This window comes from Phosphitispora fastidiosa (assembly GCF_019008365.1).
GTDB lineage: Bacteria > Bacillota > Thermincolia > Thermincolales > UBA2595 > Phosphitispora > Phosphitispora fastidiosa.
The window spans coordinates 94,322-115,598 of sequence record NZ_JAHHUL010000006.1 but is presented as its reverse complement, the minus strand read 5'-3'; the positions used below and the strand labels follow the sequence as shown (position 1 = coordinate 115,598).

Sequence of the window (21,277 nt, the reverse complement as noted above, 5' to 3'; positions counted from 1 at the left end):
TTTTTCCTTGGTTATGTTACATATTTTTCCATTTCCCGACGACAATAAAAATTGCCAACCGGTCAAGTTGTTAGCAATTAAAATAAAATTTCTTACTTTTAAACCTTATACTTGGTAATATTAAACAATGTTATAATTTCTCCTGCAGTATTTTTGTAATATTCGTATTTTTAAAACTTTATGTTAACGTTTATTCTTTAGAACCTGCCTTTTGAAGTATAATAAGCCGGTATAAAACTATACCGGCTTATCCGCATGCAACAAACTACTTGTAAAGTATTTCCAACCGGTAACCACCAGGCAATATTGGTTCAGCAGCGTGATTTTCACCACCGTAGAAAAACACGGTGACTTTTCTCCTGTCTTTTACAAATTCAGCTATAAAGGAATTTGTGGACAGTTGTACTGAAGGCATTGACCATCCATTTGACGACATTTCTTCCCTGTAATAATCCCATACTTCAACCCTGGAAACGTTCGTACGGTTGGATATAATTAACTTTGCCCCTTCGTAACCTGAAGGCATCCAGGCTTCATCAGCCCAGATCAAAGCCGATTGTGGTGTTGACCATTGGAAACCCGGATAAAGAGCGATATCAACCGGCACTTTCTGAATCATATTGAAATTATGTGCCTGATTATGACAGGCCGTGCAATCAGTATTTCCGGTCGTAATAGCTATTTTTATTTCTATAGTATTATTTTTATGGCAGGTGCCGCAAGTGAGGGGATTATCCTCATTGCTTACCTGGGTAATGGGGTTGTCTAAATGCTCCAGTGTAAGTGCGCTCTTATGGCATGTTGTTGTACAATTAGCATCAATTATCCCGTTATGTTCTTCGTCAAGAGTTTCACCGGAATGACATTCCATACATTCATATCCGCCCGTACCATTGCTCAGGTCGGTAAGAATTTCCCCTACCTTTTCAGAATACTCACTTCCTGGAGTATGGCATGTGCCGCACCCTGGATGTACCTCGGTAATCTCAGTCTCATCCCCATCAAAACCTGCCAAATGCACAGGTTCCATATCAAACTGTTCATTGTGGCATGTAAAACAGCTATAGCCCCTGTCTGATATTGGGGTTTTAGCCAGACCATAAATCGTGGACATCAAATCTGTATTGGCATGACAGGTGTTGCAGTCCTCATGTGGCGCTCCCGAAATATCAATATTATCACTTTCTGATGCGATATGATAGGTCACATGTTCCAGTGATCTGCCCGGGAGGACAACCTCATCAAAGTGGCATTTAGAACAGTTCCTGTTCTCAGCCTGGATCCCCGGATCATCAACAGAACTGTTTATTTCCTTAATTTCATATACAACACTGTTAACCTGAGGCGCTGCCGAACCGCCGTGACAATACCCACATTCAGTGTCCTCCGGTAAACTGTCATTTTGTACTGCTGCTTTATGTTCTGCTGTCAAGGTATCGGCATGGCAGCCTTCACAGGATACAATATAGTCTGCGACGCCCAGCCTGAGAGCAGCATTCTTAGAAGAGTGAACCCCGGCTAAGTTAGCTTCATTATGTCCGGATTTATCTGTACTGTGGCAATTTATACATAACTGCTTTCCGTCTTTTCTAATATCAGTTACCCCCGGAACATAAAAGCTGTGACATTCCGACGTTGAACAGGACAACGTTTGGCTACCCCATACCGAGCCGGTGGCTAATGTGAAAGAAGGGTAATCAGCGTACTCGGTACTGCCGTGTTCCGTATGAGCTACCGGCTTATGACAGGCTTCACATGTTACTGCTGAATGACATCTTTTACAGGCATTACTGCCAGCAGGGAGGTTACTGCCATTATGATAGCGGTGAATAGTGGCAGCAGGGGTTAGAATACTCTCAGGACTTTTAAAATAACCTGCCCCATCAACTAAAACCGCCCGCCAACTGGGAGACGGATGTCTAGAACTGATTACGCCATGACATGCTAACATACACGTCTGGCTGGTTACCGGAGGATCCACAGTGAAGGTGCCTATTACCGTCCCATGACATTTGGAACAATCGTCAGAAACAGCAGCAGCGTTTCCCATGCCCACCATCATAAATATTGCCGTTAAAGAAATCAGCAGGAGTATTTTTTTCAAATTAACTCCTCCTCTCATAAACGATTACACTATCAATCTATATGTTAATATGCTTTAGCAGCTTGTTTTCTAAAGTTATATATATGGCCTTTATTCGTATCACATGACGCATTATTAAAACTGTGGTAAAGTGCCCGGTAAAATCACCGGGCACTCACCATTTGGATGCAAATTATTCTTGCTGGCTCGGTTTGTTGAATTCAGCTGCACCGTGGCAGTCAAAACATACATCTCTTTCTTTTTCCCGCAACAGAACTGTAGATTCCTGAGTGCCGCTTTCAGCTGTTCCATCACCATGCAGGTAGTTCCATGCCCGGTTAAAGACAGTGCCTGCAGTGACTGTTGAAGCAGTACCATGGGCCCTGTGGCAGGTCAAACAGGTCAAATCGCCGCCAACCGACAATGCCAGCTTTTCTAATGTAGCATTTGTAATGTCACCCACGTTAGCAGCATTCACGGTAAAGTTCATGCGGTGCATGTACTTGTCCGCATTTCCGGTAGAAGCATTATTCACTGCTACCTGACCGGCATCATGGGCTGTCTGGTTAAACAGGTCATGACACCCGGCACACCAATTACCTGCTTCGTCACCATAACCTGTAAGCACCTTGGCTCTCAGGTCGGTCCCGGAAGAGGCAGTCTCAGCAGAAAATGTCCAGTCCTGGAAGTCAGCTACAACAAAGTCAGTACCGTACAGGTTGGCTTTCAGGAGACGGGGCATCACACCGGCTGCCGGATAGGTACCTCCGGCGTGAGGGTCATGGCAGGAACCGCACCTAAAATTCCCTACCAGTGTGTTGGTACCACCCGGGATTTGGGCTCCAATATCCCAATCACTGTCTCCGGCTGGACCATCATATGATTCAACCCCGTGGACTGAACTAGAAGCTATGTAGTTAGCCCCAACCGCACCGTCGGTAGCATCATAGTTCTTAGTGTCAAAATCAAAGGAACTGTCAAATCCACCGGCCAGAGATGGCCATACTTCAAGGTCTGTCTGGATTTTACCCAGAGCTGCGTCATAAGGGTTTTTAGTGATGTCGGCATGACAATAATAGCAAAATTCCGTTTGAGTTGGGCCGGCAATCAATAAAGCTGCGGCACTACCGGCGTGAGTAACGTGGCACTTGGCACACCCTACGGAGTTGGTGTCAAAATCTCCATGATAATAGGGTTCAAGGGCCACTGCGGATGATGCAAAAATTAATGTCATCAGTAACGACATCATCACCAAAATTAATACCTTTCTCATCTTTTTCACCTCCTTTCCAGGCTATTTTCTTTTATAAACCAATACACGCTTAAAGGCGTGTTCTAGCACATACATCCGCCCAACTTCATCAAAAGTAACATCAGTCGGTAAAGTAATATCCTGGGCCTGGTCCTCAATTGTTTCGCTCTTGGTCACTCGCAAATCAATTTCTCCCTGGTCATTGATGGCCGTCACCTGATGAGCCATACCTTCAACAGTATAGAGCCTGCCGTCATCGTCAAAGGCGATGCCATGCGGAACATAGAGCCCGCCGCCTTTGGCCCCTTCCTCGAGTTTGGGCAATTTCTTAACAAAATTACCTTCAAGATCATATATGTTGATTCTGTTGTTGAGAGAGTCAGCTACATATATATTGCCTTCTCTGACAGCAATTCCATATGGGTAGTACATTTTCCCTTCTTCAACACCGCTACCGCCAAAACTCGTGACCATTTCCCTGGTGTTCAGGTCATATTTCAGTACATTCATTCCGATGTTATTCAGGACATACATAAACCCACCGTCAATCGCCACATCAGATGGAAGAGTGTTTTTTTCCATCTTGAAACTGTCAATTATAACACCATCGGGGTTCATCATAACCACCTGTTTGGCTTCAGGGACAGCCACCCACAGATTAGTCCCGTCCCAGCACATCCCGGCAGGTGAATAAGTTTCTTCAGAGACTATTTGCCTGGTAAATTTGCCTGTCCGGTCATAGACCGCTATTCTGTTATTCTTCCGGTCTGACACATAGACCTCATCATCAAATGCCAGCACCTCATATGGGTTGTTAAAAGCGGTATCGCCCCCATAAATAGGAAAGGCAAACTCGTACTCAGGTAATGACTGAAATGGTACTGCTGCAGTCATTACTTCGACCGGACTGAGTTTCTTAATGTAAAAGTAGCCAAAAATCGCAACCACAACCAATACAGAACCTAGTATTAAATTTAGTAATGCATGTTTAGATATTCTTTTCTTGCTCATATTCGCCACCATTTCATTTTAGTTCATTCAGAATTTTCACTGCATCCTCGTAATCTGGAACTAAACTTATAGCCTTCTGCAGGTTTTCCTTAGCTTTTTGGGTATCTTTCATAGCTACATATACTTTGGCTTTTTCCACAAGAATATCGGCTGCGCCAGGTTCGATCTTTAGTGCCTTATCAAAAGCTGCCAAAGCCTCATCATTTTTTCCTTCTTCACGAAGTATCATGCCATAATTAACATTGGCCATCACAAAGTAGGGTGACTGCTTTAACACCTTTTCGAGCAGCCTCTTGGCCTCTTTGATGTCACCGGCTTCTTTTTTGAATACAGCATAATTAATCAATACTGCAGTATCCTTAGGAAAGCGCGTTTCCAATTCCTTAAATCTCTTAGATGCCTCTTCCTCTTCACCCTGGGTGTAAAGCGCGATAGCATAAGCAAGAGCCGCATCTTTTGATTGGGGGTATTTTTGGTAGACCTGTTCGGCCACTGCAAATTTCTTTTCAAGTATATTTTTTTCTTCAACCGGTTTCCAAAAGTACGTATTACCTAAATAGAGACCAACAGATACAACCACGACAATAACTACTACTACAGAAATTACAGCTGTGCGCAGAGATACTTCTGAAACCTTCTGCTCCTTTTCTTCCATTTCTTGCCCTCCTACCAGGTTAGCCGGTTTTGGTTGGTAATTAACCGGTTTCTATCATCCAGATGAAACAATTATTTTGTTATGTTCCGGCCTTCTTATTAATGACATCGGTCCGGTTCTGTTCCCTTGGCGGAACTGTGGTATCTATGGTCTTTTCCTTGGGTTCATTTTTGGGTTTAATAACCTTATGAACACTAAAATACTTCTCATTGTCCTTTCGCCTTTCCCCATGACACTTCAAACACAATTCGTCATCAGAGAGCAGCGTAAACTGCTTATGCTCTGTTCCATGCGGCCCGTGGCAGCTAGTGCAGTGGAGTGTGCCTCCACGCCAGGGATCGGTGTACTTATCCCCAAAGGGGTGGTTTATTCTGGCCTTACCTATAGCAGTATGGCAGCTGTTGCACATCGGTTCCTGCTTATCCAGCAGCAGGGGCTTATACTCGGACCCATGTGGTACGTGACAGTTGGTACAGGCTCCCAAGCCTCCTTTCCCTTCGGCTTTGGTAGCATGCTGGAGCTTTTCATAGGTACTTTCGAGTCCTAAATGGCACATATAACACAAATCGTTCCCGGCTTTTCTGACCAGGTTGGGCCCTGGGCCCACATGCGGGTCATGACACCCGTCACAGTCCAGGAGGCCGTTGCCCACCGGGTGGTGGGAGGCTTTTGCAAATTCAGGTCTCATGGATGAGTGACATAGGTAACACAGTTCCGTCCTGGCTTCAGGAAGCAGGGCCGGTTTTGCCGATGCGTGTGGAACATGACAATTGGTACACTTTTCTTTCACCGGGGTATGGATATACCCGTTTTTCGCACCTGCCTGTATTTTTTCATTTAAGCCATAATGGCAGCTTAAGCAAAGTCCGTTTCCCGCCACCAGGGTCAGTTTCTCCCCTGGGGTTGCATGAGCGCCGTGGCAGTTGACACAGTCGCCGTTTGCATAGGGCTTGTGCTGCACCGGCAGCAGGAGCTCATTTTGCCTGTCATAGTGGCAGGTAAAGCATAACTGCTTACCCGCAAGCCTGGTCATGCCTCTATTTTTTGATGCATGGGGGACATGGCAGTCGGAACAGGCGCCAATTTCGTAAGGTTTATGTTTAACTGGGAAATCGTAAACCAAATCCAGTTTATGGCAGGCTGTACATAAAGTAGTAGGTGAGGTCCTTAACAAATACCGGTAATCAGATGCATGTGGGTCGTGGCAGTCTGTACAGTGTCCCAGCTGATATGGCTTATGCTGGTAAATATATTCGGTTTCATCAAGCCTGTTAAAGTGACAAGTGGTACAAAGCTGGTCAATATCAACTACAAACTCGTGTTTCCCTGAACCCACATTATGCGGCACATGGCAGTCTTTGCAGTACCATTTGACAAAAGGCGCGTGCTGAAACTGCTTGTTAAAGTCTCTGCTTTTATCTGAATGGCAGATGCCACAAACCTCTTTATCAGATTCTCTGTCAGCCAGTTTTGGCCCTGTATCAGTGGAAACAGTCTGGAATGACTGTAAAAACTCGCTGATCTGTTTGCGAACGGCAGGCAGGGATATTAATATACCAACAACCATCACCAACAGCAAACCGAATACCAATATCCTGTTGCGTTCCATACTGAACCGGCTCCTTTCGCCGTTCTTGGACCATGACAAATATGTGAGTCCTGTTATATCAATTGGTATTCTTTGGGGAGTCCCCCGAGGTTATGTCAATACCATTATTTACTCTCTATGTATATATCGTCAAAACAGCCTGTTAAGTTTAGAGAAAGACATCTTATTTAATCTTTGATGTTCTAATTAATAGAGTACGACACAACATACCAACTTTCCTTCTGGATGTTAAGAAATTTTTCTTCAGAACCCAAATATTTGTCATAATACCAGTAATTCACAATATTATCTTATTTCCTCCCTGGGGCTCTCGACTGATTATTCTGAAAATTAATTTCACTAAACCAGGTACTAATAAGCCGCAAAAGCATTCCCAAGGCAATTTATGCATAACCAGGGGTAATCATCCAGTCAAAAAGGGCCCGGTAAAAGCAGGGAAACTAAGTTCCCCTGCTTTTACACATGTCCCTGAGTAAATATTGCTGATTATCCCTTGTAATTTAGGTTCTATAAGCTGTTGGTATGGCATCTTGAACAGTGTGTGGTATCATGGCAGTTCCAGCAGCCTTCGTTGCTGGCGCCTTTTTCTTTGACAACAGTCGGATGGTAAGTCCGCCATCCACCCGGGTGATATTTTTCAAACTTAACTGTCCCGGGTTTAACATTAGCGGGAGGATTATCCGGATCACCCGATTTTGCATCCCCTCCTGCAGGCTCTGTACCGGCACTCTGACTGCTATGACATTTGGCACAATACGTAGGTACTGCCTTGTCCTCAGGTTTCGGTTTGGCATTATTGTGGCAAACCAGGCATCCTGATACATCTCCATTGGTAACATCCTGTTTATGGATCATCCGCCAGTCCCCGGTATGCCCCGCCGGTCTTTTCTGGTGACAGTCATAACAGAAAACATTGCCCCTGGCATACCTGGCAACCGGATCATCCGCCGGAATATCCTTAGCCTCCAGTGAATAGGAGTGGCACTTATTACAGTAATCCAGCCCTTCACTTTCCACCAGCGGACTATGATTTGAGTCAAACTTCTCAACCTTGTGGTCAGCCGGCATGCTAATCTGTGTATGGCAGGCCTCACAGGCCTGGGTAACACTCTTGATATTTTTAATCCCAAACTTGACCGGTTCCATATGACAGGCCAGACACCTGTTCATTTTGGGTTCAGTAAACTCTTTGGTCATCTGAGTCCTGCCTGCTTCCACGGTCCATGCCTCATACCTGCCGTCTTCGGTAACCTTCCTGGCAGCTATGGCACCATGGGCCACGCCATCATGGCACTGAACACACAATACATTTTTGGCGGCATGTTTATCATGTGGAATAATCAGGTCCCCAGACGGAGTGAATTCCCTTTTCATAGAATGACAGGCGGTACAGATTTGATCCTCTAGCATATGATTCATCTTAATCGGGCGCTCATATGTGCCGGTAAAATATAGATAGAGTTCCTTTGTTGCCGATAAATTATTAATCAGAAGATTACCGAGTCCCGGTTTGATATGACAGTCAGTGCAGGAAATGTAGGCATGTGAGGATGCCTTCCAGGTAACATATTCAGGTGTCATCACATGACATTTGGAGCAAAACTCAGGGCTGATTGTCATTCTGACAGCTCCCGCAGTCAAAACCAGCAGTATGGTTACTACGCCGCTGATAAGGACAAATGCCTTTAAACGATCTTCTGTTCGCTCCATATTAAGCTTGAGCCTTTTAAACATCCCCATCCCCCACTGAAGACCCCCGTTAAGCCTGCACCGGGACCCTGATCAGAATTCCATAAATAATATTGACTTACTTAAACCAGTGACAGTTGTTGCAGGCAACTTCCTTGGCAGGTGATTGCAGAGTTTCTCCTGCCTTTGGCTTCTGAATACTGTGGCATGCAATACAATTATTCATCCCTTTACCGGCAACGGCTTGCTTATGATTTGGCATCCACTGGGACTTATCCTTGTGGTCATCTGGCTTTTGACTGTGGCAGTTAATGCAGAACTCAGTGGTCCACGCAAAATCCTTTGCAGTCGATCCGGTTTTGATAACATTATTTTTCACACCGTCAGCGGCAAAGGTAGGTTCCACACCCATGGCATGGCAGCTGACACAATCCTTAAGCTGTCCGGCTGCATCCAGACCATGGTTCCTGGTCCAAGTGGCTTCTTTGTGTGAATTCGGGGTGAATATGTCTTCATGGCAGGCGCCGCAATCCCAGGTAACACTCTCTATTCCTTCAACCCCATATTTGGCAGGGTTGATATGACAGGCAACACAGGTGTCCATATCAGGCCTTACAAACTCCATAGCCATGTTTTCCTTGCCTTCTTTGTCGCTCCAGGCAGCAAGTTCACCTTCTGTGGTAGCAGCTCTGCCGGCAATATTACCGTGGGCCACACCGGAGTGACACTTGACACAGCTAACGCCGACCTTTTCATGATATTCATGGGGATCCTTAAGATCTCCTGACAGGGTAAATGACCTGGTTTCAACTGAGTGGCACTGTTCACACAAGTGGCTGGGAAGCTCATGCTTCATTTTGATAGGCAGTTCTTCCTCATACGCTGCAGTAATGTAATCATAGAGATGTCCGGTAGCCACAATTTTTTCCTTCATGATATTAATGACTCCCGGTTCCATATGACAGTCCACACATGCTATATTGCTGTGGGAAGAATACTGCCAGGTCACATACTCCGGCTGCATGGCATTATGGCAAAGTTTGCAGAAGTCAGGTGACATGGTCAGTGAAATTCCGCCAACTACAGCCACCAGCAGGAATAACAACGTACCACTAACCAGAATAAATAATTTTAACTTATCTTCAGTTTTTGACAGGTCAAACTTAAACTTATCTCTTATACCCATCTTAAACCAGCCTCCCTCAACCGTTAGATTTCTTGCACTACAAATCACATTCCATCCAAAAAAAATTAAGAATCTTATTAGAGCCAGCATTACTCCGGATTCTTGTCTGTGAACTTATTCTACGTAAAATGACAAAACCCTTCTTTTGTTTGGAATTTTTTGATTAGTAGGTAAATTCATACAAAACAAATGTCTGGCCTCTTATTGGCGATTTTTTCTTTTTTCAGAACCTTCTTCTACCAATAAAATCTGCAATAGTTCTCAAACTGTTGGTTGCTCTGCCAGCAGGTAGATACTCTAACTGCTTTTTGGCTTTAGCAAGATAGCGGTCTGATAGTTCGATAGCTTTGTCAATGGCTCCGCATTCCTTGATAATCTTAATAGCCTCTAGGACTTCACCCTCCTTTTTTTCCTTTTTCCGAATAATTTCCGCCAGCCTGGTTCGCTCATCCGACCAAAGAAGTGCATAAATAGCCGGCAAGGTAACAATACCTTGTCTTAAATCACTCCCGACGGGCTTGCCCAAATCCTGCGCACTGGCAGTGAAATCTAGGATATCATCAGTGATCTGGAAAGCCATGCCAAGGTAATGACCATAGCGTTTCAGGGCTCTTACATGATACATAGGGGCCTCACACGCAATAGCTCCCAGTTCACAACTAGCTGAAATAAGTAAAGCCGTCTTCCTCTTGATGCGGAAAAAATAGTCTTTCACTGTCTGTTGTGAATCAAAAGTTGTCACAATCTGCTGAATCTCTCCCTCACACATCATAGCGCTGATGTCTGCCAGGATTCTGCTGATAACAGGATGATCGCATCTGGCAATCAAGACAAGAGACTGGGCAAAAAGATATGTTCCGGTGTAAATGGATACCTGGTCTCCCCAGCTTGCCTTGACAGTGGGTATGCCTCGCCTGGTATAGGAATCATCAATCACATCATCATGTACCAGACTGGCCATATGGATAAGCTCCAGAGCAGTGGCCAGAGGTATCAATTTGTCAGAAGGTCTGGCACATGTTTTGCCGGCAACCAGAGCAAAGGCCGGTCTTAACCGCTTGCCTCCCGCATTAAGCAGATGAGCAGATGTTTCCGTAAGTAAAGGGTCATTAGTTCTAACAACCTTATGCAATTCTTTTTCCACAACATCTAGTTCGTCTTTTATGATATTAAAAAACCCAAACCCCTTCATTGTTCCACCCGCCCGCTAATTCCACCTTCTTGTTGTAATAAAAGCTCATCATAAGCTTTTTGGGGGAATAATTTGTCCGAATTAATCATCTAAATTACTCAATTGCAATATATTCGATATATCACGGAAAATTCCTGCCGGTTGTAAAAACTGTTGGACAAAAAGGTGTTCTTGAAGTAATACAACTAAGATTATTCCTTTTAATGTATCCAAAAAAGGAGCAGATTCATCCTGCTCCAAAACTGATTATTTATTATCGGGTTCTTTGACCGCTTCATCGATTTCCTTCTGGATATCCTTAGAAGCGCTTCTGAACTCATTTAACGCCCTACCCATTGCCCGCCCTACTTCCGGCAGTTTGCGGGGGCCAAATATGACAAGAGCAATAACGAGTATTAATGCCAACTCCTGAAAACCTAGGCCGAACACCAAGCCACCCCCACCAAGACACTGATAATTATACTGCCCGCAAAAACCAATCCATTAACAACCAATCCATTAACAATAGAGACAAGGTTCTTTCAAACATATTATCTCACAAACTTCTCAAAAAGTAAACTGATATTACCACCAATTCTCTGTTTGCTTTGTTATTAGGCTTATGTTATAATAAAATTTGCCTGTGGGAGCGGATTGGGCCTGGTGGCCCGCCTGGTCTTCAAAACCAGTTGACGGGCAGCGATCCTGTCCGTGGTGGGTTCGATTCCCACACGTTCCCGCCAAACTATGTTTTTTTATTTTCCCCAAATACCGGTAATAATATCAATGGAGCAATTTGCTGTCTTTTGGCAAATTGCTCCGTTTTTTTGTATATACATATAACAACTACACATTTGGAGGTATCCTTTGTTGAAAAATAAAAATATTTCTGTTACCGACCTGGTCCGTTACTCGCTTTTAGCCTCACTTACCGGATTGCTTCAGGTTTCGGCAGCCCTCTTTCCGGGCCCGGGGAATATGCTAAGCTTTTTCAGTACCCTGCCCATAGCCCTGGCAGCATATATCAACCCAGCGGGAGGTTTGGCATGTACCGTTATCTCCGGTTGGCTGACACTGGTCATCCGCCCCGTCGGGTTACCGGCCTTTGCCCTGATGATGGCGCCACTGGGACTTGTTACCGGCATAGGCCTTCATTATTCCGTAAAACGGTCTGCTGCCATCCTTGCCGGAACCGCTGCAGTTACGGCAGGACTGCTGTTTATCACTTATGTCCTCGGGTTTCCCGCATTCGGCTATTACCTGGAACGAAGCACGGTTGTTGTGGCACTACCGTTTTATGCTTCCTTTTCACTGGTGTACAGCTATGCCTGGTATAATTTTATCAAAAAAGTAATCAACAGGCTGACCAGATTTATCAAATTGTGACTCAGCCCACCTTGACTTTTTCTGCCTGAAGAATGCTCAAAAAGACATCAACCACTTCCGGGTCAAATTGTGTACCCGAACATTTCCTAAGTTCTTCTATGGCTTCATCAAGATTTTTACTCTTCGTGTACGGCCTATTGCTGGTCATGGCATCAAAGCTGTCGGCAACAGCCATTATCCGGGCTTGCAGCGGTATCTGCTTCTCTTTGAGACCTAGCGGATATCCGGTGCCGTCAAAACGTTCATGGTGGTACTTGATTAGCGGAAGTGTGGGATGAAGAGACTCCACAGCCTTGATAATCCCCGCTCCCCAGAAGGGATGCTGCCTGATAGTTTCAAATTCCTCCTCGGTCAATGGTCCCTTCTTCATCAGGATACTTCTGCTTATTTCGATTTTCCCCACATCATGCAGGAATGCTCCCATCCTAATTGTCTGCACTTCTTCAGTTGTCAATCCAATTGCCTCAGCAATGGAAACAGCGTACTTACCAACGCGTTCTGAATGGCCGAAAGTATACTTGTCCTTCGCGTTTATAATCCTTACCAGCATTTTTATGGAATTAATCAATTCGGCCTCTGACTTATTGAGATCGTGCTTCAGGTCATCAAGTACCGAGAAATATAGCTCGACCTTGTTCCTCGAACAGCACTTGGCCTTGTACAGAGCCTCATCAGCCAGCCTGACAAGTTCTTCCTTGCTTTTTGCATTCTCGGGGAATGAAGCCACACCTATCGATACAGTCACTCTGCCATCAGGCTGCTGCTCCCGCCCCGGAAAGGGAAAAGCTTCCACTGCAGCCCGGATTTTTTCTGCTGCTAAAATTCCGTTCCTGTTATCGGAATCATATAATATAACTGTAAATTCCTCACCACCGTACCTGGCAACCATATCATTGGGTCCCAGTTCCCGGATTAAAAGCTGGGCCAGTTCCTCAAGCAATTTGTCACCTGCCTGGTGTCCAAAGAGATCATTATAGTACTTGAAATAGTCAATATCAAGAATCATCAGGGTTATCGACTTAACTTCCTCTTGGGCCAGGGAGACGGCTTTGCCCAGACAGTCCTGAAAATACCTGTGATTATATAACTTAGTAAGGCCATCGGTTATGGCCATAATCTGCAGCTCGATATTGGCCTTTTCCAGCTTTTCCTGTTTTTCCAGGATGTCCTCTCTCATATCCTTGATTCGTTCCACCATTGCATTAAAGGAATCGGCCAATATACCTATCTCATTATTGGAGGAAACATTTACATTAAAGTGATAGTCGCCGTCGGCAACTCTCTTGACACCTTCCATGAGTTTCTCCAAAGGCTTCGTAATAGCTTTTGATTCCCGGTAGACGATGCAAAAAATCAGTATACTTAGCAGTATGGTAACAATTGCAATCAGGTTTCTGAGATATATTGCCGATCGGAAGGCGGCTTTTGAAGGATAGGTGACGATTACTCCCCACCCTAGTTTCTCCACTGGAGCATACCCTATCAGATACGGTTCATCACCGATTTCCAGAGCACAAGCACCGGCCTTACCTTCAAAAAGAGCCTCTGTAACGATACTTGGTTCGGCTTTCTTCATAATAAGCTGTTTATCCGTATTGTAAATGAACATCCCTTTGCGGTCGATTATCTGGATAACCATTTCGGGATTATATGACCTGCTGCTGATAATAGTGGAAAACTTGGTGCTTTTCTTCAGGTCCATACTACCCCCGATAACACCAATAACCTTGCCGGTCTTATCTTTAACCGGAGTGGCGGTTACAACCACCTCATTGCCGGTTGCAGCTATATACGGTTCAGAAATAAACTGTTGGCCGCTGGTAAGAACCTCTCTAACCCAACTGCGCTGTGACAGGTCCAACCCGATTATTCCCGGCTGATCAGGAACAAAAGCCACCATTTCCCCTTTGCTGTCCGTGAGGGCCAGTCCGTCAAAAATCCCGGCAATCGGAAATAACCGCCGCATTTCCGGCTGCAGAACAGCGGAATCCATTTCCCTGACAGCAGGGTCCATAGCTAATAAAGCGCCGGCATTTAAAGCGCGTGACATGCGGACATTTATTTCATTGGAAATATATCCGGCAATTTCCCTGTTTCTGTCCAGCACCTGTTCTTTGGATTGCTGGTAAAATACCAACAGGGCACATACACCCAATACGAATGATGCCCCAAGAGCCACACTGAGGGTTAATGCAAGTATTTCCTTGTTTAGACCCTTTAGCCAGGATTTCAACTGTTTCACCCCGGATTCATAATACCTTCTAACATGTTTTTTTCGACAAATTATTGATATTTCCTTTAATTGCCTCTGCTTTTCCTAAATAAAACAAAAGGGGAATGCCCCATATGCAGTCACGGAAGCATTCCCTTTGTATTCCCCTTTTGCGCCCTCCCGGCGCCCTTGCGTTTTACAGGGTCTCGCCTGTGGAGGCTTCTACGGCTGATTTCCTGAATTTTCTCTTCAAAAATTTTTTAAAGTCATCCATAAGGGTATAAATTACCGGAATTATAATTAGGGTAAATAACGTTGAGGTCAGCAGCCCGCCAATCAGAACCCATGCCATTCCGGACCTGGTCTCAGCGCCTTCTCCCAGCGCCAGGGCAGTTGGCAGCATCCCGACTATCATGGTAGTGGTAGTCATTATAATAGGCCGCAGCCTGGTCCTTCCTGCTTCCAGCAGCGCTTCTCTTAATGGTACGCCGCGTTCCATTACAGTATGGGTGTAGTCGATCAGGAGTGTGCCGTTCTTGGCCACCAATCCGTCCATCATAATCAGACCAATCATGGAAAACAGGTTCAGGGTATTCCCCGTCAAGGCCAGAGCCAGAAACGCCCCTACTACCCCCAGGGGCAGGGCCATCATTCTTATGAAAGGGGTCATAAAGGATTCATAAAGCATCACCAGAACCATGTAGACCAATACAATGGATAATACCAGCGCCGAAATAAGGTCAGCAAACGTTTCCTGCATCCCCTGGGCCTGACCGGCAAAACTAACCCTGTATCCCGGGGGCAGTTTTATTCCCTCCAGTTTTTCAGTAGCCTCCTTGAGAAAGTCACTCTGAGATCTCTCCCGCAGGCTTCCGCCAACGGTTATGGCCCTCTGCCGGTCAATCCGGTTAATCTGTGTCGGCCCACTCCCGGGACCAATGTCGGCAACCTGCTGCAGCAGCACAACTGAACCGTCCACGGTGTTTAGGGGCAGATTCCTGATATGGTCAATATCAGCTTTGCTGAGGCCGGCCATTTTTACCACAATATCTGTCTCATCATTACCTTCGCGGAACTTACCGGCCGCATCACCGGTCAGGGCTGCCCGTACCGAACGTGATACTTCATCAACAGAAAGGCCCATTGAAGCCGCTTTTTTGCGGTCAATTTCCACCTGAATCTCCGGCTGGCCAAGACGCCAGTCCGTATCCACATCAATGGCCCCTTCTATTCCAGTGATAATCTTCTTAACCTCTTCTGATATTGCAATTAGCTGTTGGGTTCCCGGGCCGGTTACTTCTATCTGGATATCCCCGCCCGGAGGTCCCATCGAGTCTGCCTCACTAACAGATATCTTGCCCTGAACAAAACCTTCCCCCCATTTTCGTATCTGGTCACTAACCTCCCAAACCGAACGTTCCCGCTCTTTTTTGTCATGAAGCTGGATACCCACACGTCCAAGGTGAGAGCCAGAAGAGGAACTCATTCCTCCTGATGAACCGAGGGTAGTATGATAGTACTTTATTTCATCAATTGTTTTGAGGTATTCTTCAATATCCAATAACACATCATCGGTTTTCCCGATGGGTGTGCCAATGGGCATCTCCAGGTTAACGGTCATTTCTCCCTGGTCAATCTTGGGCATCTGTTCAGCTCCGATAACATTAAGAGCCGGGAGTAAAAGACTGGCGCTAAACAGCGCTGCAGCGATACCCAGCACAGTCCACCTACGCCTGAGGGACCATTCCAATAAGGAGATGTATTTTTGTTTCATCCCTTTACCCAGGGGCGTCGTCCTTTTCCACAGCCATCCCAGCATTGATTTCCTGCCTGAACTGGTCAGGTCTCCATTCGCCTTCGTAACTTCTTCCGATTCACCCGGTTTATTATTGCCGTTTTCTTTCTTGAAAAGCCTGGCTGCCATCATAGGAGTAAGGGTGAAGGAGACAAACAGGGAAAAAATTGCAGCAAACACCACCGTAAGGCCGAACTGGCGAAAAAACTGGCCCACCATGCCCTGCATAAAAGCAATCGGGGTAAAGACAACAATATCTGAAAGGGTTATGGCCACTGCAGCCATCCCTATCTCCATCCTCCCGTCCAGAGCGGCTTGGGCAGGCTCCTTGCCCATTTTCAAATGCCTGTGGATATTTTCCAGAACAACTATGGAATCATCAACCAGGATCCCGATACACAGGGCAAGGCCCATCAGTGACAGCATATTAAAGGTGAAGCCGGCGAAATACATCATCATCAGGGCAGCCAGGAGAGATGTGGGGATGGCCAGAGCAACAATAACCGTGGAACGCCATTCTCTCAGGAACAGGTAGAGGGCCAGGGCAACAGTAATTATTCCTTCAATAATTGAATTTCTGGTATCATCGAGGGATATTCTGATAAAATTCGATGTATCACGTGACACCATAATTTCCACATCTTCGGGCAGATCCTGCTGCAGCAGCTCTATCTCCTCTTTAACCCGTTCCCCGACCTCGACAATAGAAGCATCACTCTGCTTAAAAACCATCAGGGAAACGGCGCTGATACCGTTAATCCGGCTGTATTCCCGAACTTCCTGAAATCCGTCTGTAACAACCGCAACCGCGCTTAAAGGAACTGAGCCTCCCCCCGAGAGAGGAATATCAAGATTACGGATGTCTTCAATATTTTTAAATTCACCAAGCACCCGGACATTATACTCCGCTTCCGGACGGTCCAGCCTTCCACTGGGCTGGTTCATATTTTCTGCCCTGAGTCTGCCAATAATCTGGTTGAGGGATAAGCCATAGCCTTCCAGTTTAGTCCTGTCAACAGCAACCAAAATCTCACGCTTCTGCCCACCAACCACTGAAACATCAGCCACCCCTTCAATTCGCTGCAGGCGGTCTTTTATCAAGTCCTCTGCAAATTCCTTAGTCTCATAAAGCGGGCGATGGCTCTGCAGGGCCATAATGAGCACCGGCTGGTCGTTCATATCCTGTTTGTAAACAATCGGGTCAGAGGCATCCTCAGGCAGACGCCCCTTAAGCATGTCAATCTTTTTCTGAACATCAAGGGCAGCCTGGTCGGCATCTGCTGTCATTTCAAATTCCAGTACCGTAAAAGTAAAGCCCTCAGAAGCCTGTGAATTAATTCGCTTCAACCTGCTCAGGGAAGCCAGTTCATCCTCCAAGGGTTTGACTACCTGTGTCTCTATCTCCTCGGCCCCTGCTCCGGGATAAGTTGTCACAACTGCTACATATGGCAGGTTAACGGCGGGAAACAGTTCAACCCCCATCTTGTTATATGTATAGAGTCCCAAGACCACAAAAACCATGATTATCATAGACATCATGGCAGGCCTTTTAATAGCGATTTTAGTAAGGTTCAAGAAGCATCAACCTCCGGAAATATTTTCCGACCGACTAGTCGGTCTGATACGATTTTACCATAACAGGTAAACGCTGTCAATCATTCTGTTTCCAAAGCCTTTCTGTTTCCCTGTCATCATTGACAAAGCAGACAGAAAAAAATCCACTGCCATATGCAGTGGATCGGTTCAATTCATTTAAATCAGGATTTTGCTGAGAAAAGACTGAGTTCGTTCATGCTTGGGGCTGCCAAATACATCTTCAGGGGTTCCCTCTTCGATAATAATACCCTCATCCATAAAAAGAACCCTGTCACCGACCTCTTTGGCAAAACCCATTTCATGTGATACGACAACCATAGTCATTCCTTCCTTGGCAAGTTCCTTCATGACTGCCAGAACTTCTCCGACCATTTCCGGGTCCAGGGCTGATGTAGGCTCATCAAACAACATCACTTTCGGTCTCATGGCCAGGGCCCTTCCAATTGCAACTCTCTGCTGCTGCCCTCCTGATAACTGACCGGGATAATTATCGGCCTTATCACTCAGGCCTACCTTTTTAAGCATTTCAGCAGCAACGGACTCCGCCTGGGCTACAGGCATCTTGCGGACTTTTTCAAGAGCCAGGGCTACATTCTCCAGGGCAGTCATGTGGGGAAACAGGTTGAAATGCTGAAATACCATCCCGACCTCTTCCCGTACTTTATTAATATTGGTATCCTTGTCTGTCATGTTAAAGCCGTCTACAACTATTTCACCATTTGTCGGCATTTCCAAAAGATTAATACACCTAAGAAACGTACTCTTTCCAGAACCGCTGGGTCCAATGACAACAACAACTTCCTTAGGCTTAATATGACAATCTATCCCCCGCAGAACTTCAAGCTTATCAAAACGTTTATGGAGGTTACGCACGTATATCACTCTTGCCAAACCTCCTTTCCAGATAAGCCACAAATTGTGATAGAATCATTGTCAGTATCAGGTACATAATCGCTACCGGAACATAGGCTTCAAACGGTCGTGCCGTTCTTCCGTTAACCAGGGACCCGGTCATTGCCAATTCCTGAACGGCAATAACAGAAACCAGTGATGAATCCTTAAGCATGGCAATAAATTCATTTCCCAGGGCCGGAAGCACTCGTTTAATAGCCTGGGGTATGATAATATATCTCATTGCCTGGGGGTACGACATCCCCAGAGATCTGGCAGCCTCCATCTGTCCCCTGTCAATTGATTGGATACCGGCTCGGAATATTTCAGCAATATAAGCCCCGCTGTTAAGACTTAGGGCCACAAAACCGCTCACTATGTTGGGGAAGCTCCCTACGGTGGGAAGTACAGCAAAGTGAATAAACAGTATTTGGACCAACAGCGGAGTGCCGCGGAAAAAATCAATATATACTTTTGAAACCAGGGAAAACAACCTGAAATGGGAAAGGCGCATTAAGCTTAGAATAAGACCAAGCAGAGTTCCGACACTTACGGCAACAACAGTCAGTTCGAAAGTGGTCTTGACACCGATTTTCACCAGCATCGGCATGTAATCTGAAATGATATCCCATCTGATAAGTCCAAAAGTAATCATGTTTAGAAAAATCACCTTTCTAGATTTTCATCCACATCCATGAAAAGGCGTAATGCCTCAAAGGCATCACGCCGGGCTAAACAACTATGTTGTCAGATTTTCATAGACTTGACGGATTTTTTATTCACTGAACCACTTGCTGTATACCTTATCATATTCACCATTGTCTTTAATCTTTTGCAGACCGCTGTTAATTTTCGCAAGCAGTTCAGCATTACCCTTGGTAACTGCAATACCATAGAACTCCTTGGGGAAATTCTCATCCTTAACTATCTTCAAATTGGCATCCGGGTTGTTTTTCACGTAGTTACCCACAACTCCGGAATCTGCAACAGCAGCATCGGCTTTGCCGTTTCTCAGCTCCAGAAATGCTTCGGGGGTACCTTTAAACCTCTTGATATCTTTGTAATCCTTGCCCAGGAATTCAGTAAGAACTTCATCTCCGGTGGTCCCTTCCTGTACGGATATAACTTTGCCGGTCAGGTCTTCCATGGAAGCAATTGCAGAATCCTGAGGTACAGCAATGTAGTTTGTGGACTCAAAATACGGTTCGGAAAAATCCATTTCCTTTTTACGGTCGTCTGTGATTGTTACAGCAGAGATAACAATATCATTCTTACCGTTAAGGGAGGAAAAAATCCCTTCCCAGGCGGTATTAACAAACTCAACCTCAAAACCTTCGGCAGCTGCAACCGCCTTCATAATATCCGTGTCAAAACCTTCAATTTCTCCGCTCGGAGATACTGATTCAAAGGGGGCATATGCAGCATCGGTGCCAACTTTGTACACTGCACCCTCATCTGTGGCAGCCTTTTCACCGCCACATCCGACAGCAAAAATAAGACCTAAAACAAGGATACTAAGGGTAACTAACTTGAGAATCTTTTTCATCATCGTCCTCCTTTTTCCTTTTCCATTTGCACATGGAGCGAATTTGTTTTTCAAACTGTATTTCGCTTAAATTAACAAAAATCCTGCAAAAAACCACATTTTATTTCCAGAACATTTTTAACTGTCACTATAAATAGGCCACTTATTATAACAATTATTATTTTTCAGAGATTAAATCCTTGACACTGCGATACCAATATGTGAGAATTATTTTTATAGTCGCAATTTAGGAGCATATTATTAGGAAGCATATTATTAGGAAGCATATTTTTCTGGAGGTACATCAATGGGAAGCAGAAAAGTACAAATAATGGCAGACCTGGCCCTTGTCTTTGTCGCCCTTGTCTGGGGGGCCACTTTTGTTTCCGTTAAAGAAGCGATCAAACACATCGAACCTTTCTATTTTCTGGCAATAAGGTTTGCCATAGCTGCCGTGATCATGCTTGTCGTTTCCAACAGACGTCTTCTCAGACTGACTCTGCCCGCGTTGTTTAAGGGGATTCTAATAGGGCTTTTTCTCTTTGCCGGCTATGCCTTTCAGACCTTTGGCCTGAAGTATACCACGGCATCCAATGCAGGATTTATCACCGGGCTCACAGTAGTACTGGTCCCCGTTTTTTACACCCTGCTCACTAAAAAAGCCCCCGGTATGATATCACTGTTTGGCATATTATGTGCAGCTGCCGGTCTGGGGCTGTTAACAATAAATGAAAACCTGCGGTTTAACTATGGTGACATTCTTGTCCTTTTCTGTGCCGTTTCATATGCCCTGCATATCCTGGTGGTGGGCAAATTTTCTCCTGACAATGACTCTTTTATCCTGGCAACGGTACAAATAGCCACTGTTGCCGTCGCCAGCTTCATTGCCGCGTTATTTAAAGAAACCACCCCGACCCTGGGGAACTTTAACACCCAGGTATGGAGCGCTATCCTGATTACAGCGGTTTTTGCCACTGCACTGGCCTTTTTTCTGCAGACCTGGACTCAGAAATATACCTCCCCTTCTCATACGGCGGTAATCTTTACCATGGAACCTGTATTTGCCGCTTTATTTGCTTATCTTATCGGCGGGGAATCATTTACTCCCAGACAGGGGCTGGGAGCCGTATTTATCCTGACAGGAATGTTGGCATCAGAGTTGGGCAGCCAGAGGGAAAATAAAAAAGCTATCATTGAAGATACAGTCAACGTCTGA

16 protein-coding genes and 1 tRNA gene are annotated in these 21,277 nt (G+C 45.4%); 3 read left to right on the top strand and 14 right to left on the bottom strand.

Annotated elements, in window-relative coordinates; translation table 11 throughout:
- Positions 1 to 265: 265 nt before the first annotated feature.
- The 9 genes from Ga0451573_RS08070 to Ga0451573_RS08030 all read right to left on the bottom strand — a co-directional run bounded on the left by Ga0451573_RS08070 (position 266) and on the right by Ga0451573_RS08030 (position 11,106).
- Complete coding sequence (locus tag Ga0451573_RS08070; RefSeq protein ID WP_231683376.1) at positions 266 to 2,104, bottom strand: cytochrome c3 family protein; 1,839 nt, start codon at positions 2,102 to 2,104, stop codon at positions 266 to 268.
- Positions 2,105 to 2,276: 172 nt separating this feature from the next.
- A complete protein-coding gene (locus Ga0451573_RS08065) occupies positions 2,277 to 3,356 on the bottom strand; it encodes a cytochrome c3 family protein (protein ID WP_231683375.1) in 1,080 nt (359 codons plus the stop codon).
- 21 nt (positions 3,357 to 3,377) lie between these two features.
- The gene (locus Ga0451573_RS08060) at positions 3,378 to 4,346 is read right to left on the bottom strand and encodes an NHL repeat-containing protein (protein ID WP_231683374.1); all 969 of its coding nucleotides are present in this window, start codon (positions 4,344 to 4,346) and stop codon (positions 3,378 to 3,380) included.
- Positions 4,347 to 4,359: 13 nt separating this feature from the next.
- The gene (locus tag Ga0451573_RS08055; RefSeq protein ID WP_231683373.1) at positions 4,360 to 5,001 is read right to left on the bottom strand and encodes a tetratricopeptide repeat protein; all 642 of its coding nucleotides are present in this window, start codon (positions 4,999 to 5,001) and stop codon (positions 4,360 to 4,362) included.
- Between the two features lie 79 nt (positions 5,002 to 5,080).
- Positions 5,081 to 6,610 carry a cytochrome c3 family protein gene (locus Ga0451573_RS08050; protein WP_231683372.1) on the bottom strand — a complete coding sequence of 510 codons (1,530 nt, stop codon included), beginning with the start codon at positions 6,608 to 6,610 and terminating at the stop codon, positions 5,081 to 5,083.
- Positions 6,611 to 7,117: 507 nt separating this feature from the next.
- A complete protein-coding gene (locus tag Ga0451573_RS08045) occupies positions 7,118 to 8,344 on the bottom strand; it encodes a cytochrome c3 family protein (protein WP_231683371.1) in 1,227 nt (408 codons plus the stop codon).
- 73 nt (positions 8,345 to 8,417) lie between these two features.
- On the bottom strand, positions 8,418 to 9,485 hold the full coding sequence (locus Ga0451573_RS08040) for a cytochrome c3 family protein (RefSeq protein WP_231683370.1): 1,068 nt from the start codon (positions 9,483 to 9,485) through the stop codon (positions 8,418 to 8,420).
- 223 nt (positions 9,486 to 9,708) lie between these two features.
- Positions 9,709 to 10,677 carry a polyprenyl synthetase family protein gene (locus Ga0451573_RS08035; RefSeq protein ID WP_231683369.1) on the bottom strand — a complete coding sequence of 323 codons (969 nt, stop codon included), beginning with the start codon at positions 10,675 to 10,677 and terminating at the stop codon, positions 9,709 to 9,711.
- A gap of 246 nt (positions 10,678 to 10,923) precedes the next feature.
- Positions 10,924 to 11,106 carry a TatA/E family twin arginine-targeting protein translocase gene (locus tag Ga0451573_RS08030; protein WP_231683368.1) on the bottom strand — a complete coding sequence of 61 codons (183 nt, stop codon included), beginning with the start codon at positions 11,104 to 11,106 and terminating at the stop codon, positions 10,924 to 10,926.
- A gap of 195 nt (positions 11,107 to 11,301) precedes the next feature.
- On the opposite strand from Ga0451573_RS08030, the gene Ga0451573_RS08025 reads away from it, so the two are divergent.
- Positions 11,302 to 11,399: transfer RNA gene (locus Ga0451573_RS08025), tRNA-Sec, on the top strand.
- Positions 11,400 to 11,526: 127 nt separating this feature from the next.
- On the top strand, positions 11,527 to 12,042 hold the full coding sequence (locus tag Ga0451573_RS08020) for a hypothetical protein (RefSeq protein ID WP_231683367.1): 516 nt from the start codon (positions 11,527 to 11,529) through the stop codon (positions 12,040 to 12,042).
- Position 12,043: 1 nt separating this feature from the next.
- Here the strand turns inward: Ga0451573_RS08020 and Ga0451573_RS08015 are convergent, their stop codons facing one another.
- From Ga0451573_RS08015 to Ga0451573_RS07995, 5 genes are all read right to left on the bottom strand, one after another.
- Positions 12,044 to 14,275 (bottom strand): diguanylate cyclase, encoded by a 2,232-nt coding sequence (locus Ga0451573_RS08015; protein ID WP_231683366.1) that lies wholly within the window; start codon positions 14,273 to 14,275, stop codon positions 12,044 to 12,046.
- Between the two features lie 175 nt (positions 14,276 to 14,450).
- Complete coding sequence (locus tag Ga0451573_RS08010; protein ID WP_231683365.1) at positions 14,451 to 17,624, bottom strand: efflux RND transporter permease subunit; 3,174 nt, start codon at positions 17,622 to 17,624, stop codon at positions 14,451 to 14,453.
- A 177-nt stretch (positions 17,625 to 17,801) separates the two neighbouring features.
- Positions 17,802 to 18,527 (bottom strand): amino acid ABC transporter ATP-binding protein, encoded by a 726-nt coding sequence (locus Ga0451573_RS08005; RefSeq protein ID WP_231683364.1) that lies wholly within the window; start codon positions 18,525 to 18,527, stop codon positions 17,802 to 17,804.
- Positions 18,511 to 19,191 carry an amino acid ABC transporter permease gene (locus tag Ga0451573_RS08000; RefSeq protein ID WP_231683363.1) on the bottom strand — a complete coding sequence of 227 codons (681 nt, stop codon included), beginning with the start codon at positions 19,189 to 19,191 and terminating at the stop codon, positions 18,511 to 18,513. Before Ga0451573_RS08000 ends, Ga0451573_RS08005 begins: the two co-directional genes overlap by 17 nt.
- 120 nt (positions 19,192 to 19,311) lie before the next feature.
- Entirely contained in the window at positions 19,312 to 20,085 is a 774-nt protein-coding gene (locus Ga0451573_RS07995; RefSeq protein ID WP_231683362.1) for a basic amino acid ABC transporter substrate-binding protein, read from the bottom strand.
- A gap of 283 nt (positions 20,086 to 20,368) precedes the next feature.
- On the opposite strand from Ga0451573_RS07995, the gene Ga0451573_RS07990 reads away from it, so the two are divergent.
- Positions 20,369 to 21,277, top strand: coding sequence for a DMT family transporter (locus Ga0451573_RS07990; RefSeq protein WP_231683361.1), 909 nt, complete (start codon positions 20,369 to 20,371; stop codon positions 21,275 to 21,277).

Bases quoted from the DNA above. Each gene is read 5' to 3' on its own strand.
- Ga0451573_RS08065 (WP_231683375.1), bottom strand. From the start codon at position 3,356: ATGAGAAAGGTATTAATTTTGGTGATGATGTCGTTACTGATGACATTA.
- Ga0451573_RS08060 (WP_231683374.1), bottom strand. From the start codon at position 4,346: ATGAGCAAGAAAAGAATATCTAAACATGCATTACTAAATTTAATACTA.
- Ga0451573_RS08055 (WP_231683373.1), bottom strand. From the start codon at position 5,001: ATGGAAGAAAAGGAGCAGAAGGTTTCAGAAGTATCTCTGCGCACAGCT.
- Ga0451573_RS08050 (WP_231683372.1), bottom strand. From the start codon at position 6,610: ATGGAACGCAACAGGATATTGGTATTCGGTTTGCTGTTGGTGATGGTT.
- Ga0451573_RS08045 (WP_231683371.1), bottom strand. From the start codon at position 8,344: ATGTTTAAAAGGCTCAAGCTTAATATGGAGCGAACAGAAGATCGTTTA.
- Ga0451573_RS08040 (WP_231683370.1), bottom strand. From the start codon at position 9,485: ATGGGTATAAGAGATAAGTTTAAGTTTGACCTGTCAAAAACTGAAGAT.
- Ga0451573_RS08035 (WP_231683369.1), bottom strand. From the start codon at position 10,677: ATGAAGGGGTTTGGGTTTTTTAATATCATAAAAGACGAACTAGATGTT.
- Ga0451573_RS08000 (WP_231683363.1), bottom strand. From the start codon at position 19,191: ATGATTACTTTTGGACTTATCAGATGGGATATCATTTCAGATTACATG.
- Ga0451573_RS07995 (WP_231683362.1), bottom strand. From the start codon at position 20,085: ATGATGAAAAAGATTCTCAAGTTAGTTACCCTTAGTATCCTTGTTTTA.
- Ga0451573_RS07990 (WP_231683361.1), top strand. From the start codon at position 20,369: ATGGGAAGCAGAAAAGTACAAATAATGGCAGACCTGGCCCTTGTCTTT.